15 protein-coding genes and 1 tRNA gene are annotated in these 14,705 nt (G+C 59.9%); 12 read left to right on the top strand and 4 right to left on the bottom strand.

Annotated elements, in window-relative coordinates; translation table 11 throughout:
- Positions 1–115 precede the first annotated feature (115 nt).
- Positions 116–190 (bottom strand) — tRNA-Gly (locus tag FHT82_RS20055).
- A gap of 257 nt (positions 191–447) precedes the next feature.
- Here FHT82_RS20055 and FHT82_RS20050 point away from each other — a divergent pair.
- From FHT82_RS20050 to FHT82_RS20035, 4 genes are all read left to right on the top strand, one after another.
- Positions 448–957 (top strand): prolyl-tRNA synthetase associated domain-containing protein, encoded by a 510-nt coding sequence (locus FHT82_RS20050; protein ID WP_183734444.1) that lies wholly within the window; start codon positions 448–450, stop codon positions 955–957.
- Positions 958–1,013: 56 nt separating this feature from the next.
- Entirely contained in the window at positions 1,014–1,988 is a 975-nt protein-coding gene (gene trxA / locus FHT82_RS20045) for a thioredoxin (protein WP_183734443.1), read from the top strand.
- A gap of 102 nt (positions 1,989–2,090) precedes the next feature.
- On the top strand, positions 2,091–2,762 hold the full coding sequence (locus tag FHT82_RS20040; protein WP_183734442.1) for an LON peptidase substrate-binding domain-containing protein: 672 nt from the start codon (positions 2,091–2,093) through the stop codon (positions 2,760–2,762).
- A gap of 8 nt (positions 2,763–2,770) precedes the next feature.
- Positions 2,771–2,959 carry a Trm112 family protein gene (locus FHT82_RS20035; RefSeq protein ID WP_183734441.1) on the top strand — a complete coding sequence of 63 codons (189 nt, stop codon included), beginning with the start codon at positions 2,771–2,773 and terminating at the stop codon, positions 2,957–2,959.
- 9 nt (positions 2,960–2,968) lie between these two features.
- Here FHT82_RS20035 and FHT82_RS20030 read toward each other — a convergent pair whose 3' ends face one another.
- Complete coding sequence (locus FHT82_RS20030; protein ID WP_183734440.1) at positions 2,969–4,183, bottom strand: ubiquinone biosynthesis hydroxylase; 1,215 nt, start codon at positions 4,181–4,183, stop codon at positions 2,969–2,971.
- A gap of 85 nt (positions 4,184–4,268) precedes the next feature.
- Here FHT82_RS20030 and tesB point away from each other — a divergent pair, with 85 nt between their 5' ends.
- The 6 genes from tesB to FHT82_RS20000 all read left to right on the top strand — a co-directional run bounded on the left by tesB (position 4,269) and on the right by FHT82_RS20000 (position 11,813).
- The gene (tesB, locus tag FHT82_RS20025; protein WP_183734439.1) at positions 4,269–5,153 is read left to right on the top strand and encodes an acyl-CoA thioesterase II; all 885 of its coding nucleotides are present in this window, start codon (positions 4,269–4,271) and stop codon (positions 5,151–5,153) included.
- 212 nt (positions 5,154–5,365) lie between these two features.
- Complete coding sequence (locus FHT82_RS20020) at positions 5,366–5,716, top strand: P-II family nitrogen regulator (RefSeq protein WP_007814595.1); 351 nt, start codon at positions 5,366–5,368, stop codon at positions 5,714–5,716.
- Between the two features lie 30 nt (positions 5,717–5,746).
- The gene (locus tag FHT82_RS20015) at positions 5,747–7,177 is read left to right on the top strand and encodes an ammonium transporter (RefSeq protein WP_183734438.1); all 1,431 of its coding nucleotides are present in this window, start codon (positions 5,747–5,749) and stop codon (positions 7,175–7,177) included.
- A 238-nt stretch (positions 7,178–7,415) separates the two neighbouring features.
- Entirely contained in the window at positions 7,416–10,091 is a 2,676-nt protein-coding gene (locus FHT82_RS20010; RefSeq protein WP_183734437.1) for a DNA translocase FtsK, read from the top strand.
- 135 nt (positions 10,092–10,226) lie between these two features.
- Positions 10,227–10,910, top strand: a complete 684-nt coding sequence (locus FHT82_RS20005) for an outer membrane lipoprotein carrier protein LolA (protein ID WP_183734436.1) — start codon at positions 10,227–10,229, stop codon at positions 10,908–10,910.
- A 99-nt stretch (positions 10,911–11,009) separates the two neighbouring features.
- Positions 11,010–11,813, top strand: coding sequence for an exodeoxyribonuclease III (locus FHT82_RS20000; protein ID WP_183734435.1), 804 nt, complete (start codon positions 11,010–11,012; stop codon positions 11,811–11,813).
- Between the two features lie 6 nt (positions 11,814–11,819).
- Here the strand turns inward: FHT82_RS20000 and FHT82_RS19995 are convergent, their stop codons facing one another.
- Both FHT82_RS19995 and FHT82_RS19990 read right to left on the bottom strand, forming a co-directional pair.
- Entirely contained in the window at positions 11,820–12,275 is a 456-nt protein-coding gene (locus FHT82_RS19995; protein WP_183734434.1) for a cyclic nucleotide-binding domain-containing protein, read from the bottom strand.
- Position 12,276: 1 nt separating this feature from the next.
- On the bottom strand, positions 12,277–12,960 hold the full coding sequence (locus tag FHT82_RS19990) for a response regulator transcription factor (RefSeq protein WP_112564470.1): 684 nt from the start codon (positions 12,958–12,960) through the stop codon (positions 12,277–12,279).
- 141 nt (positions 12,961–13,101) lie between these two features.
- Here FHT82_RS19990 and FHT82_RS19985 point away from each other — a divergent pair, with 141 nt between their 5' ends.
- Together FHT82_RS19985 and FHT82_RS19980 are read left to right on the top strand one after the other, a co-directional pair.
- Positions 13,102–13,650, top strand: coding sequence for a L,D-transpeptidase (locus tag FHT82_RS19985; RefSeq protein ID WP_183734433.1), 549 nt, complete (start codon positions 13,102–13,104; stop codon positions 13,648–13,650).
- Positions 13,651–13,796: 146 nt separating this feature from the next.
- Positions 13,797–14,627: an aldo/keto reductase gene (locus FHT82_RS19980; protein WP_183734432.1), complete on the top strand. Its 831-nt coding sequence runs from the start codon at positions 13,797–13,799 to the stop codon at positions 14,625–14,627.
- Positions 14,628–14,705 lie beyond the last annotated feature (78 nt).

Below are 14,705 nucleotides of genomic sequence, written 5' to 3'. Positions count from 1 at the left end.
GCTTTTGTCCTGACGAAGCCGGTGATGGCGATTCACTGCGCGGCCGGTGGCAACACCAAGCGCACGTCATAAAGACGTTTTAAGCTCCGGTATGCGTAAGCCATATTGGGAAAACTGGAGCGGGCGAAGGGATTCGAACCCTCGACCCCAACCTTGGCAAGGTTGTGCTCTACCCCTGAGCTACACCCGCTCAAATCCACGCCGGTCCGGGGTAGTAAGTAGCGGACCGTGGGCGCCACCTTGCGGCGACGGGCGCTATATCGCCCAAACGATTTTCAAATGCAACAGGGAAATGACGGAAAAACGAAGAAAAGTTTTGGCGGTGGAAAACCGGCTTCGGAAACGCCGCGAATGCAGGGCAATGCGTCGGTCCTGAAGATTGCCAAGTTGATGAGGCGGACGTAAGCAGACAATCCAATCTACCTTTTCCTGTCTGATGGAATGACGATGACCGAAAACAAGCCCAAGACTCGCCAGGATCTTTTCGCCTTTCTCGACGGAATCGGCATCGCCCACAGCACCAAAGATCATGCCCCTGTCTTCACTGTTGCCGAATCGGTGGCGCTGCGGGACGAGATTCCCGGGGGCCACACCAAGAACCTCTTCGTGAGGGACAAGAAAGATCGTTATTTCCTGCTGACGGTGGAGGAAAATGCCGCTGTCGACCTTAAGCAGGTCCACACCATCATCGGTGCCTCCGGCCGCGTGTCCTTCGGCAAGCCTGAAAAGTTGATGGAATATCTGGGCGTCATTCCGGGCGCGGTTACTGCGCTCGGTGCGATCAACGATACCGGTAACAATGTCACCTTCGTGCTCGATGCGGATCTGATGCATGACGACATCATCAACTGCCATCCGCTCTCCAACGACGCGACCACTTCGATCGGCAGTGCCGACCTGATACGATTTATGGAAGCGACGGGGCATAAGCCGCTTGTCTTGAAAGTGACGTGCTGACATACGATTTTAGCGCTACAAGAGACGCCGGCAGATCGGCGCGGCGGGAGATATCCATGAGCGGCAGCGACAATCCCTACAACGGTTCTTTCGGCAACCAGATGTCGGCAACGGCGAGCTACGGTACAGCACCCCAGCCTGCGACAGCGGCCGGTGGCTATATCAAGGACACCACAACGGCGAATTTCGCGAAGGATGTTCTAGAGGAATCGCGCAATCAGCCGGTGCTGGTCGATTTCTGGGCGCCCTGGTGCGGTCCGTGCAAGCAGCTTACGCCGGTTCTGGAAAAGGTCGTCAATGAAGGTCAGGGCCGCGTCAGACTGGTCAAGATGAACATTGACGATCATCCTTCGATCGCCGGTCAGCTTGGCATCCAGTCCATTCCGGCCGTCATCGCCTTCGTCAATGGCCGCCCGGCCGATGGTTTCATGGGGGCGGTGCCGGAAAGCCAGGTTCGCCAGTTCATCGATCGCCTCGCAGGTCCTGCGGGTGCTGATGAGACCGCAGAAATCGAAGCTTATCTGGCGCAGGCCTCCGAAGCGCTGGCTGCTGGAGATATCAATGAAGCGGGTCAGCTTTATGGTGCCATCCTTCAGGCTGATCCGGAAAATGCGAAGGCGCTTGCCGGCATGGCCGAGTGCCTGATCGCAGCCGACCAGCATGGCGAGGCCCGCCAGATGCTGAGCGAGTTGCCGGAAGAGGCTTCCAAGGATGCCGGCATCCAGGCGGTGCTGAAGAAGCTCGACCAGATCGAAGAAGCCCGCAAGCTCGGCGATCCCATTGCCCTGGAGCGCGAGCTGGCATTGAACCCGGATCATCACGAAGCCCGCCTGAAACTCGCCAAGATCCTCAATGTCGAGGGCAAACGCGAGGAAGCGGCTGAACACCTGCTCTTCATCATGCGCAAGGATCGCGCCTTTGATGATGATGGTGCGCGACGCCAGCTCCTGCAGTTCTTCGAGGTCTGGGGCTTCAAGGATCCGGCGACTGTTTCGGCCCGCCGCAAGCTTTCCTCGATCCTGTTTTCCTGAGTTTGCCGCCTTCACCCTTGCGTTTTCGGACAAGGGCACCACATTTCTCGTCAGGGTGGGCGTGTTGGACACGCCCACCGCAAGAGTGCGGGACCAGTCTTCATGCAAGTGGGCAATGCCAGATATCTGAAGCCCGGTGATTTACCGGACGAAATTGTTGTTTTTCCCCTGACAGGTGCGCTTCTCCTGCCTGCCGGGCAGTTACCTCTCAATATCTTCGAGCCGCGTTATCTTGCGATGTTCGATGCGGCGCTCACCGGAAACCGTCTGATCGGCATGGTGCAGCCGGCGCACGGCGAGCATGAGGACAAGGCACATGCGCCGGAGCTTGCGGCCGTCGGCTGCCTTGGCCGCATCACGTCCTATGCTGAAACCGGCGATGGGCGTTATATCGTCTCGCTGACAGGCGTGTGCCGCTTCCGGCTGCTGGAGGAGCGATCACATGGCCAGCCGTTCCGTACTTTCCGCATAGCGCCGTTCATTTCCGATCTTTCTGCCGAAAACGAGGAGGATGCCGTCGACCGCAACGCCCTGCTGACGGCCTTCAAGGCCTATCTCGACGCCAACAAGCTGGAGGCGGACTGGGAGAGCGTGGAGCGTGCCAGCAATCTTACCCTCGTCAATTCGCTCGCCATGATGTCGCCCTTCGGCCCGGCTGAGAAGCAGGCGCTGCTTGAGGCACCCGACTTGAAAACCAGGGCGGAAACCCTGATCGCCATTACTGAAATCGTTCTCGCCCGCGTTTTTGGCGATTCCGACACCGTGCTGCAGTAGAGGATGCCATGGACGAAAAGCTGAGCCGGGTTGATCCGAAACTTCTCGAACTTCTCGTCTGCCCGCTGACCAAGGGGCGGCTTTCCTACGATCGCGAGCACAATGAGCTGGTCTCGGAAAAGGCGCGGCTTGCCTATCCGATCAGGGACGGCATTCCGATCATGCTGGTTTCGGAGGCGCGCGCACTCGAAGACTGACGAGTAATGTCAGATCGTTTCGCCTGAGAGCAGCCGTGGATTGTCCTTGGCTGTGGTTCCCGCCGCCTGGCCGATGAAGAAGGACTTCAGACCGGGCAGGCGATCGACGATGCCTAGGCCGAAGTCGCGGGCGATTCGGATCGGTGCCATGTCGTTGGAAAAGAGCCGGTTCAGCACATCGGTCGTGACGCCCATGCGGAAGGTGTCGAAACGGCGCCAGCTCTGATAACGCTCCAGAATGTTGATGGCGCCGATATCGAGACCGAGTCGATCGGCGTCCACGATGGTTTCGGCAAGCGCCGCCACATCCTTGAAGCCGAGATTGAGGCCCTGGCCGGAAATCGGATGGATGCCATGTGCGGCATCGCCGGCAAGCGCGAAGCGCGGAGCGATGAAGGAACGGGCGAGCGTGAGGCCGAGCGGGAATGCCCGCTTATCGCCGACGACCTTGAGGGCGCCGAGCTTGTGGCCGAAGCGGCGTTCCAGTTCCTCTTCGAAAACCAGGTCGTCCGCGGCGACGAGCCTAGCGGCATCATTCGTTCGCTCGGTCCAGACCAGCGATGAGCGGTTGTTGCGCAGCGGCAGGATGGCAAAGGGGCCGGACGGCAGGAAGTGCTCTTCCGCGCAGCCATGGTGCGGGCGCTCATGCTCGACGGTGGTGACGATGCCGGACTGGCCGTAATCCCAGGTCACGGTCTTGATGCCGGCAAAGTCGCGCAGTCTGGAGCGCACGCCGTCGCAAGCGACCAGCAAGCGCGATTGCAGCGTACTGCCGTTGGATAGGCTGACCTCGATATTGGCATCGCCTGTCTTTAGCCCCGTGGCGCTGAGGCCATGGCGGATTTCGATGCCGAGCCGCTCGCAGGCGCCGCGCAGCGCGCCGACCATGACGACATTCGGGATCATGTGGGCAAATGGCCGGCCATCGGCCACTTCGCCGTCGAAGGTCAGGAAGATCGGGCGGACCGGATCGGACATCTTGGAGTCTGTCACGATCATTTTGCTGATCGGCTGGGCCTCCGGTTCGATCTCGTCCCAGATGCCGAAGACCTCGAGCATCTTCGTTGCCGCAGCGATGATGGCGGAGGCGCGCATGTCCGTCTTCCAGACATGTTCCGCCGTTGCCTCGACGACGGCGACGTCAAGGTGAGGTGCCGCCTGCTTGACAGCGACAGCCACGGACAGGCCGACATAACCTCCGCCCACAACCAGCAAATCCAGCATCGCCTGCTCCTGTTACTTTCTACGATCAGATGCGATCTATATAGATCATCAGATTGCCACTTCCTACCGCCGGGAGCCGAACAAAATGACGGAGCAGACGGGCAAGCCCACCGCCATGGAAACGTTGATTTCGACGCTGGATATCGAGCCGATCGAGGTCGATATCTTTCGCGGCCGCAGCCCTCAGGTTGGCTGGCAGCGGGTGTTCGGTGGGCAAGTGATCGCACAGGCACTGATGGCGGCGCATCGCACGGTCGAGGGCGAACGTTTCATTCATTCTCTGCACGCCTATTTCATGCGCCCCGGCGATCCCTCCGTGCCGATCATTTATCAGGTCGAGCGCATTCGCGACGGATCGAGCTTTAATACGCGCCGGGCCGTCGCGATCCAGCACGGCAAGGCGATCTTTGCGCTGTCGGCCTCCTTCCAGGTCGAGGAACCGGGCTTCGACCACCAGATCCACATGCCGGCTGTGCCGATGCCGGAAACGCTGCTCGGCGAGCAGCAGATCAAGGAACAGTATCTCGCCCATGCGTCGGCGGCCGTGCGCAAATACTGGGAGCGCGAGAGACCGATCGAAATTCGACCGGTCTCGCTCAAACATTACTTCACGCGTGAGAAGCTCGAGCCGCGGCAGGACGTCTGGGTGCGCGCCACCGGTCCCGTGCCGGACAGCCGGCTCTATCAGGCCGCGGTACTTGCCTATCTCTCGGACATGACGCTGCTTGATGCATCGCTGCATGCCCATGGAACGTCCATCTTCGATCAGAATTTGCAGGTCGCAAGTCTCGACCATGCCATGTGGTTCCACCGGCCGGACAAACTTGACGACTGGCTGCTTTATACGCAGGACAGTCCGTCGGCCTCAGGTGCCCGGGGATTGACCCGTGGTAGCCTGTTTACACGGTCCGGTGTCCTGATCGCGTCGGTCGCGCAGGAGGGCTTGATTCGGAAAAAGGCAAATGAATAAATAATGTGCATATTTATAAATTTGCGCATTATTTGTGCGCTTATTGGCCAATCATTTGCCTGTTTATTAGCGCTCTCCCTTGTATCCTTTATATTTCAATAACTTAAAGACTGTCACGAATCTGGCACGCCCTTTGAATGTCTATCGCCGGTCGCTGTTGAAGAAACCGTCAGCGGCAAGGAGAGTCGGCTCCGCGCCGAGGATAACGAAGGATGGGAAACCAGATGAAAATTGTGATGGCCATTATCAAGCCTTTCAAGCTCGATGAGGTCCGCGAAGCCCTCACGGCGATCGGCATCCAGGGCCTGACCGTGACCGAAGTGAAGGGCTACGGTCGCCAGAAGGGGCATACCGAAATCTATCGCGGCACTGAATATGCGGTCAGCTTCCTGCCGAAGCTCAAGATCGAAATCGCGGTTGCATCCGAAATCGTCGACAAGGCGGTAGAGGCCATCGCAGCATCTGCCAAGACCGGCCAGATCGGCGACGGCAAAATCTTCGTTTACTCGATCGACCATGCCGTGCGCATCCGTACGGGCGAGACCGATTCAGAAGCGCTGTAAAAAGAACGGCAGATCAAGGAGCTATTTCCAATGTCAATTTCGAAGTTTTCCTCCAACATCGCACGGGTAGGCGCCCTTTCGGCCGCTCTCCTGGCGCCGGTCGTCGCTTTCGCGCAGGAAGCAGCCCCGGCAGCCGCCGATGCTGCAGCCGCTGCTCCGGCCTTCACCATGGACAAGGGTGACAATACCTGGATGCTCGTCTCCTCGGCGCTCGTCCTCCTGATGACGATCCCGGGTCTTGCACTTTTCTACGGCGGCCTCGTGCGTGCCAAGAACATGCTCTCCGTGCTGATGCAGGTCTTCATGATCACCGCCGTCGTGGCGCTGATCTGGGTGACCTACGGCTATTCGCTCGCCTTCACCGATGGTGGCTCGCTGAACAGCTTCGTCGGCGGCTTCTCCAAGGCGTTCCTCGCCGGGGTCAACACGTCATCGCTCGCAGAAACCTTCTCGAAGGGTGTCGCCATCCCTGAATACACCTTTATCGTATTCCAAATGACCTTCGCCTGCATCACGCCCGGCCTGATCGTCGGTGCATTCGCCGAGCGCATCAAGTTCTCGGCCGTCATGCTCTTCGTCGTGCTCTGGGTCACTTTCATCTACTTCCCGATGGCGCACATGGTCTGGTTCTGGGGCGGTCCGAGTTCCTACACCTCGCCGGCCGGCCTGATCTTCTCCTATGGCGCAATCGATTTCGCCGGCGGCACGGTCGTTCACATCAATGCCGGTATCGCCGGTCTCGTCGGCGCCATCATGCTCGGCAAGCGCACCGGCTATAAGAAGGAGATCATGGCTCCGCACTCGATGACGCTCACCATGGTCGGCGCATCGCTGCTCTGGGTCGGCTGGTTCGGCTTCAACGCCGGCTCCAACCTCGAAGCCAATGCCTATGCATCGCTCGCCATGATCAACACCTTCGTTGCGACGGCCGCCGCCGCCGTGTCCTGGTGCATCGTCGAGAGCTTTGCTCGCGGCAAGGCTTCCATGCTTGGCGCCGCTTCCGGTGCCGTCGCCGGCCTCGTCGCCGTCACTCCGGCGGCAGGTTTTGCCGGCCCGATGGGTTCGATCGTTCTCGGTCTCATCGTCTCGCCGGTCTGCTACTTCTTCGTCGACGTCGTGAAGAACAAGTTCAACTATGACGACAGCCTCGACGTCTTCGGTGTCCATTGCATCGGCGGCATCATCGGTGCTCTCGGCACCGGTATCCTCGTCAACCCGGCCCTCGGCGGCGCCGGTATCGTCGACTACTCGACGGCCGATTTCGCTGCCTCCTATGCCGGCACGGCAACGCAGGTCCTGGCCCAGGCCAAGGGCGTGCTCACGACGCTTCTGTGGTCGGGCATCGGCTCGGCGATCCTCTACAAGATCGTCGATGTCATCATCGGTCTGCGCGTTTCGGTCGAAGCCGAGCGCGAAGGTCTCGACCTCGCAACGCATGGCGAAGCTGCCTACCACTCTTAATCACAGGGTTTGCGGCGCCCGGCATAAGGGCGCCGCTGAACGGCCCGTCGCGGCCTATCTAACCATAAGCCGCTCTTGGCCCGGACCTGACAAGGTTCGGGCCTCTTTCTTTTTAGCGATCCGGCATATGCATGGTTAACATCGCTTTAACTCTACTTTGATTAGGTGGAGCGGACGCATTTGGCGCGGCGAAGCATTTGCGATTCGCGTGCCCACAGGCATTGGACGGGTTAGACACATGGCAAGAAGCACGTCTCCGGCAATGGACGGCCGTCCTGACCGGTTCTCCTTCTCGGCATTCATGCTGCGGCAGATCCAGGCCCTTATGGGCTTTGCGGTCTTCCTGCTCTTGGCGCTCGCGGTAGCGGCGCTTGCGACATGGAACGTCACCGATCCCAGCTATTCCTACGCTACCGGCAACCTGCCGACCAATGTGCTCGGTTATAGCGGTGCTGCCTTTGCCGACGTCGCCATGCAGTTCCTGGGATTGGCAAGCGTCGTTTCGATGCTGCCGATCGTTGCCTGGGCGCTGGCGCTGATCTCCGGCCGCCGAATCAGCCGCATTCCGGCACGTGCCGGTGCCTGGCTTGCCGGCACGGTGCTTTCGTCCGCCGTCATCGGCTGCTTCCCGCCGCCGCTCACCTGGCCGATCCCGAACGGTATCGGCGGTGTTATCGGTGACATGATCCTGCGCTTTCCGGCGCTCTTTGTCGGCGCTTATCCGACCGGCGTTTTCGCTATGGCTGTCGGCTGCGTCTTCGCTATCCCGACTGCCTGGATGATGCTCTTTGCCGCCGGTATCGTCGGCCGCAGCGAGCTCGACGAGGAGGAAGACGAAGAAGAGGATTATGTCGATACGCGCAGCAAGGCGCGCGTTGTCGGCGAAGAGGATGAAGACGACGATGGGTCCCGCTGGATGGCCTTTAGCGGTGCCATGACACATGCCTGGTACATGAACCAGGCCCGTTTCCGTCGGCTTTTCGGCATGGGTCCGCGCAAGCGCCGCCAGAGTGATTTCGAATCGCCTTATGATTTCAACGACGATGAATTCGGTACGCTGAACGAGCCGGTGCGCGCCAAGCCCGCCGCGCGGAGCGAGCGGATGGATCCCTCCATGGAGGCGCGTGCCACATCGAGCCGCCGCGTCGTCTCGACGCCCTCTATTTCACTCAACGACGATGAGGACGAAGACGACGATTCGCCGTTCTATGTCGACATGCCGCCGCGTCCGGCCGATATCCTGCCCGACGATGATGACGATGACTGGATGATCCGCGCACCGGCGAAATCGTCCGCCAAGCCCGAGCCGCGCGTCATTCCCGCCTCGGCTCGCCCGAAGCCTGGCGCGCGCGTCGAACGCGAGGCGCAGGGTTCGTTCATCCGGCCGGAAGGTTTCCAGCTTCCCTCCATGCATCTGCTCGCCGAGCCCAAGAATGTCGTGCGCGATTCCACGCTTTCGGCCGATGCGCTGGAGCAGAATGCCCGCATGCTGGAAGGCGTGCTTGAGGATTTCGGCGTCAAGGGCGAGATCATCCATGTCCGCCCCGGCCCCGTCGTCACTCTCTACGAACTGGAGCCGGCGCCCGGCATCAAGTCGTCCCGCGTTATCGGCCTTGCCGACGATATTGCCCGCTCGATGAGCGCGATCGCCGCTCGTGTCGCAGTCGTCCCGGGCCGCAACGCAATTGGTATCGAACTGCCGAACCAGACGCGCGAAACCGTTTATCTGCGCGAGTTGATCGGGTCGCGCGACTTCGAAGGCTCCAAGGCAAAGCTCGCAATGGCGCTCGGCAAGACGATCGGCGGTGAAGCCGTCATCGCCGATCTTGCGAAGATGCCGCATCTGCTCGTTGCCGGTACGACCGGCTCGGGTAAGTCCGTCGCCATCAACACCATGATCCTGTCGCTGCTCTACCGCATGACGCCGGAACAGTGCCGTCTCATCATGATCGACCCGAAGATGCTCGAGCTCTCCGTCTATGACGGCATCCCGCATCTGCTTTCGCCCGTCGTCACCGATCCCAAGAAGGCGGTCGTTGCGCTCAAGTGGACCGTCCGTGAGATGGAAGAGCGCTACAAGAAGATGTCGAAGATCGGCGTGCGCAATATCGATGGCTTCAACACGCGCGTCGAGCAGGCGCTGGCCAAGGGGGAGACGATTTCGCGCACGGTGCAGACCGGTTTTGACCGGCAGACCGGCGAAGCGGTCTACGAGACCGAGGAGTTCGATCTGCAGCCGATGCCCTATATCGTCGTGATCATCGACGAAATGGCTGACCTGATGATGGTCGCAGGCAAGGATATCGAAGGTGCCGTGCAGCGCCTTGCGCAGATGGCGCGTGCGGCCGGTATCCATGTCATCATGGCAACGCAGCGTCCTTCGGTCGACGTCATTACTGGTACGATCAAGGCGAACTTCCCGACCCGCATTTCCTTCCAGGTCACCTCCAAGATCGACAGCCGCACGATCCTCGGCGAACAGGGCGCTGAACAGCTGCTCGGCATGGGCGACATGCTCTATATGGCCGGCGGCGGCCGCATCCAGCGCGTCCATGGTCCTTTCGTGTCCGACGTCGAGGTCGAGGAGATCGTCTCCTATCTGAAGACACAGGGCTCGCCGCAATATCTCGACGCCATCACAGCCGATGACGACGAGGATGGTGATTATGGTGGCGGTCCCGCCGGCACGGCAAATCTTTCCGATTCCGAAGATCCCTATGACCAAGCCGTTGCCATCGTGCTGCGTGACGGAAAGGCCTCCACGTCCTATGTTCAGCGCAGGCTCGGCATCGGCTATAATCGTGCGGCATCGCTGATCGAACGCATGGAACAGGAGGGCATCATCGGCCCTGCCAACCATGCCGGCAAACGCGAGATTCTCGTGCCGACGGACGGGGATATTCTCGACCGCTGATACAGGATAATTTTGCTGCGCCGCCCATTCGGTGGAAACCTCGGGGCATGTAATCCGTTACCTTTCACCGGGCGATCGCGGCGCCTTGAAGACGCCGCCTTTCGGCGGCATGCAGATCGCATACAGGAGGTTCACATGACCAACTCCGTGCCCATCTTTTCCGGCCTGCCGGTAACCCGCCGCGATGTCCTTGGCGTCTTTGCGGCTGCTGCCGTTGCAACCGCCGCACCGTTTCCCGCTCTCGCCCAGGTCGCCCAGGCGGCAGCACCCGCTGGCAACAGTGCCACGGCACAGGCGATTGCCGATCATTTCTCCGGCGTCGCCACCATGCAGGGCGAGTTCGTGCAGTTTGGCCCTCGTGGCGAACAGACCGGCGGCAAGTTCTTCATCGAGCGTCCCGGCAAGCTGCGCTTCAACTATGACGCTCCGTCACCGATGCGCGTCATTGCCGACGGCAGGAACGTCGCAATCGGCAACGTGAAGCTCAAGACCTGGGATCTCTATCCGCTTTCCAAGACGCCGCTCAGTCTGCTGCTTGCGCCGCGTATCGACCTTTCGGCCGGCATGGTGAAGGGCGTGAAGCAAGAGTCCGATCTGACGACGATCTCGCTAGGCAACAATACGGTGTTCGGCAATTCGACCATCACGATGATGTTCGACCCGAAGACTTATGACCTGCGCCAGTGGACGATCACTGACAACCAGGGCAAGGACACGTCGGTGATGATCTTCAACGTGAAGACCGGCGTTGCCTTCGACCAGCGCGTCTTCCGCGTGCCTTACGAGGATATCAAGGGCACCTCGGCAAACCGCGATTGATGCTTTTCGGTTGATCGCCGGTCGCTTTTGCCTGCGGCTGGTTTTCTCGCCGACGCCTTTGCTCTAAAGCCCTTTCAGAGGGATCTGAAAGGGCATGGTATGAGCTTTTCCATCACCACCTGGAACATCAATTCGGTGCGGCTGCGCATGCCGATCGTCGAGCAGCTTGTGCTGAAGCAACGGCCCGATATCATTTGCCTGCAGGAAACCAAGGTAACGAACGATCTCTTCCCGCTCGCGCCGCTGCGCGCCATGGGCTACGAGCACATCATCATCCACGGTCAAAAGGGCTATCACGGGGTCGCCATCGCCTCCCGCGTGCCTCTGACTGAAGACCATCGGCAGGATTACTGCAATGTCGGTGATGCGCGCCATATTTCGGCAATCTTCGAGCGCGGCAGCCGGCGCATCCGCCTGCACAATTTCTATGTGCCCGCCGGCGGTGACGAGCCGGATCGTACGATCAATCCGAAATTCGGCCACAAGCTCGATTTCATCGAGGAGATGAAGAACTTGAAGGCCAGTGCCGAGCCGAATACGTCAGCCATTCTTGTCGGCGATCTCAATATCGCTCCGCTGGAGCACGATGTCTGGTCGCACAAGCAGCTTCTGAAGATCGTCAGCCATACGCCTGTCGAAACCGACGGGCTTATCGAGGTGATGAAGCGCGGCGGCTGGCACGATCTCATGCGCCAGCATGTGCCTGCTAATGAGAAGCTCTACACGTGGTGGAGCTACCGCGCGAAGGATTGGGAAGCTGCCGACAAGGGCCGGCGCCTCGACCATATCTGGTCCTCGCCCGACCTTGGTCCGCATCTGCAACGCATCGAGGTGCTGAAGGAAGCGCGCGGCTGGGACCGGCCGTCCGACCATGTGCCGGTGACCGTGCATCTCAATCTCTGACATGAGTCAGCTGAAACGGTGAAACTGGCTTGCGGCTTGCGCCGCAAGATCGGCAATGCTGTCGCGGATACGGTTTTCCATGATGCGCGCGGCCGAGGGATATTCCTCGATCAGGCGATGGAACAGCGCCCGTGTGATGCGGATAATGCCGGTATCCTCGCGTGCGATCGCCGTGAACTTGCGTTCCACTAGCGTTATGAGTGCCAATTCCGAAATCAGTGCACCGGGGCCTGCGATCGCTTCGGTCCGTCCCATGCCATCGGATCCCGTCACGCTGAGCTCGAGGCTGCCGCTGGTAATCACATAGGCGCTTTCGCCGGGTGAGCCCTGACGGAACAGCATCTGCCCGGCGGCAATCACGCGACGGTCGGCACCGAAGGCAATCAGACGCAGTTGATCGTCGTTCATGTCCTTGAAGAGCGGAAGCTGCGACAGCAGATGGATATCGTCAGAAAGAGACATGCTAAGGGATGATCTTGTAGCCGCCGTTTTCCGTCACGAGGATCTCGGCATTGGATGGGTCCCGCTCGATCTTCTGGCGCAGGCGGTAAACGTGGGTTTCCAGCGTGTGGGTGGTCACGCCGGAATTGTAGCCCCAGACTTCTTCCAGCAGCACGTCGCGGGTGACGACCTTCTGTTCGGCGCGGTAGAGATAGCGGATGATCGCCGCTTCTTTTTCCGTCAGGCGGATCTTCTGGCCGTTGTCGGTCGTCAGCAGCTTCTGGCTCGGTTTGAAGAGATAGGGGCCGACGGTGAAGGTGGCGTCTTCGCTCTGTTCGTGCTGGCGAAGCTGCACGCGGATGCGAGCCAGAAGCACGGCGAAACGGAAGGGCTTGGTGACATAGTCGTTGGCGCCGGCCTCAAGGCCAAGGATTGTGTCCGAATCCGTGTCATGACCGGTCAGCATGATGATCGGCGCCTTGAAGCCGCCCTTGCGCAGCAGCTTTACCGCCTCGCGGCCGTCCATATCGGGCAGACCGACGTCCATGATCAGCAGATCGACCGGATTGGAACGGGCGGCCTGGACGCCCTTGCCCGCGGTCGCTTCCTGCAGAACCGTGAATTCCTCATACAACGACAATTGCTCCGTCAGTGTCTGGCGAAGGTCGTCGTCGTCATCCACCAGAAGAATGGTGCGTGCGGTCATGCGGGTGCGTCCTTGCGTTGGTCAGATACTCCTACGCCAAATTCCACATTTGGCAAGGATTGGCGATCTGCTGCTGTTGCTGCCTAGGGTTTCATATGGTTTCAATCGAAGCCCAAGGCAATTCAAGAACATGCGAGAAAAATGGAAAAAGCAAGGCGAGAGCGAAATGGGCAGCCCTCAACGCTCGTGGTGCGTGCCGCGCCAGGCAAGCCAAACAGAGCCATCGTCCGTTTTGGCCCTCTCATCTTGCCCGCCGCGATCGGCCGTAGCGGCCGGACCGTGATCAAGCGGGAAGGCGACGGGGCGACGCCGATTGCTGCCATGCGGCTGCTCTACGGTTTCCGGCGCGGCGAACGAAACGGCCATCTCCCGACGGCGCTGCCCATCAAGCGCATCCGGTCCGACATGCTGTGGTGCGATCAGCCTGCCGATGCGAATTACAACAGGCTGGTTAAGGCGCCATTCAAACCGAGCCATGAGGAGATGAAGCGGAAGGACGGGCTTTACGATATCTGCCTGGTGCTCGACTGGAACGTGACCTCCCGGGCGCGCAATCGCGGATCAGCGATCTTTTTCCATCTCATCCGGCCAGGATACGAGTCGACCGCCGGCTGTGTTGCGATCAGTGCCCGCGACATGCGTCGCATTCTGCCTCACATCAGAAAGGGAACGATCCTCCGCGTTCTCTGATTGTATTGCGGACTCTCTGTCCTATATGGACTTTCGACCGGGCGCGCGGGCTGCAATGCGTCCAGGGAAAACCGCCTCGCGGCTTCAATTCATGCCCCATTCAATTCGTGTCTTTGGCCAATCCTTCAAACTTCCGGAGATATATTGTGACCACTCAGCCCATCATGACTTTCCACGACGGACATTCCATTCCCCAGGTGGGTCTCGGCGTTTGGCAGACGCCGCAGGATATCGCGGCTCCGACCGTGCGCACCGCACTTGCCGCCGGCTATCGCCACATCGATACGGCGTCCGGTTATGACAACGAAGAGGGCGTCGGCGAAGGCATCCGCTCCTCCGGCATCGACCGCAAGGATATCTTTGTCACCACGAAACTGCGCAATACCGACCAGGGCTATGACAATACATTGCGTGCCTTCGAGGTCAGCCTGAAGAAGCTCGGCAGCGACTATATCGATCTCTATCTCATTCACTGGCCGTCGCCGCATCGCGGGCTTTACCGCGAAACCTGGAAGGCTTTCGTGCGCTTGAAGGAAGAAGGCCGCGTCCGCTCCATCGGCGTGTCGAACTTCTATCCGGACCATCTCGACCATATCGTCGGCGATACAGGCGTGGTTCCTGTTATCAACCAGATCGAGTTGCATCCGGACTTTCAGCAGAAAGCGGCGCAGGAAGCGCATAAGAAACTGAACATCGTCACGGAATCCTGGAGCCCGCTCGGCCAGGGCCGTTTCATTTCCAATCCGGTCATCGGTCAGATTGCTGCCAAGCACGGCAAGACGCCGGCGCAGGTGATAATACGCTGGCACATCGATACCGGCCTCGTCGTTATTCCGAAGTCGGTGACGCCCTCGCGCATCGAGGAGAATTTCAACGTCTTCGATTTCAAGCTGGATGGCGAAGACATGGCCGCGATTGCCAAGCTCGATAGCGCCGGCGCTCGCATGGGTCCGGATCCGTACACGGCGACGTTCTAAGCGCCGTCTTCTCAGCCTCGCGCAATTAAAAAAGCCCGGCGCTCGCGCGCCGGGCTTTTATCATCTCGGATGTGCGAG

The organism is Rhizobium sp. BK275, assembly GCF_014193555.1.
Taxonomy (GTDB): Bacteria; Pseudomonadota; Alphaproteobacteria; order Rhizobiales; family Rhizobiaceae; genus Rhizobium.
This window is presented reverse-complemented; position numbering and strand designations above follow the sequence as displayed.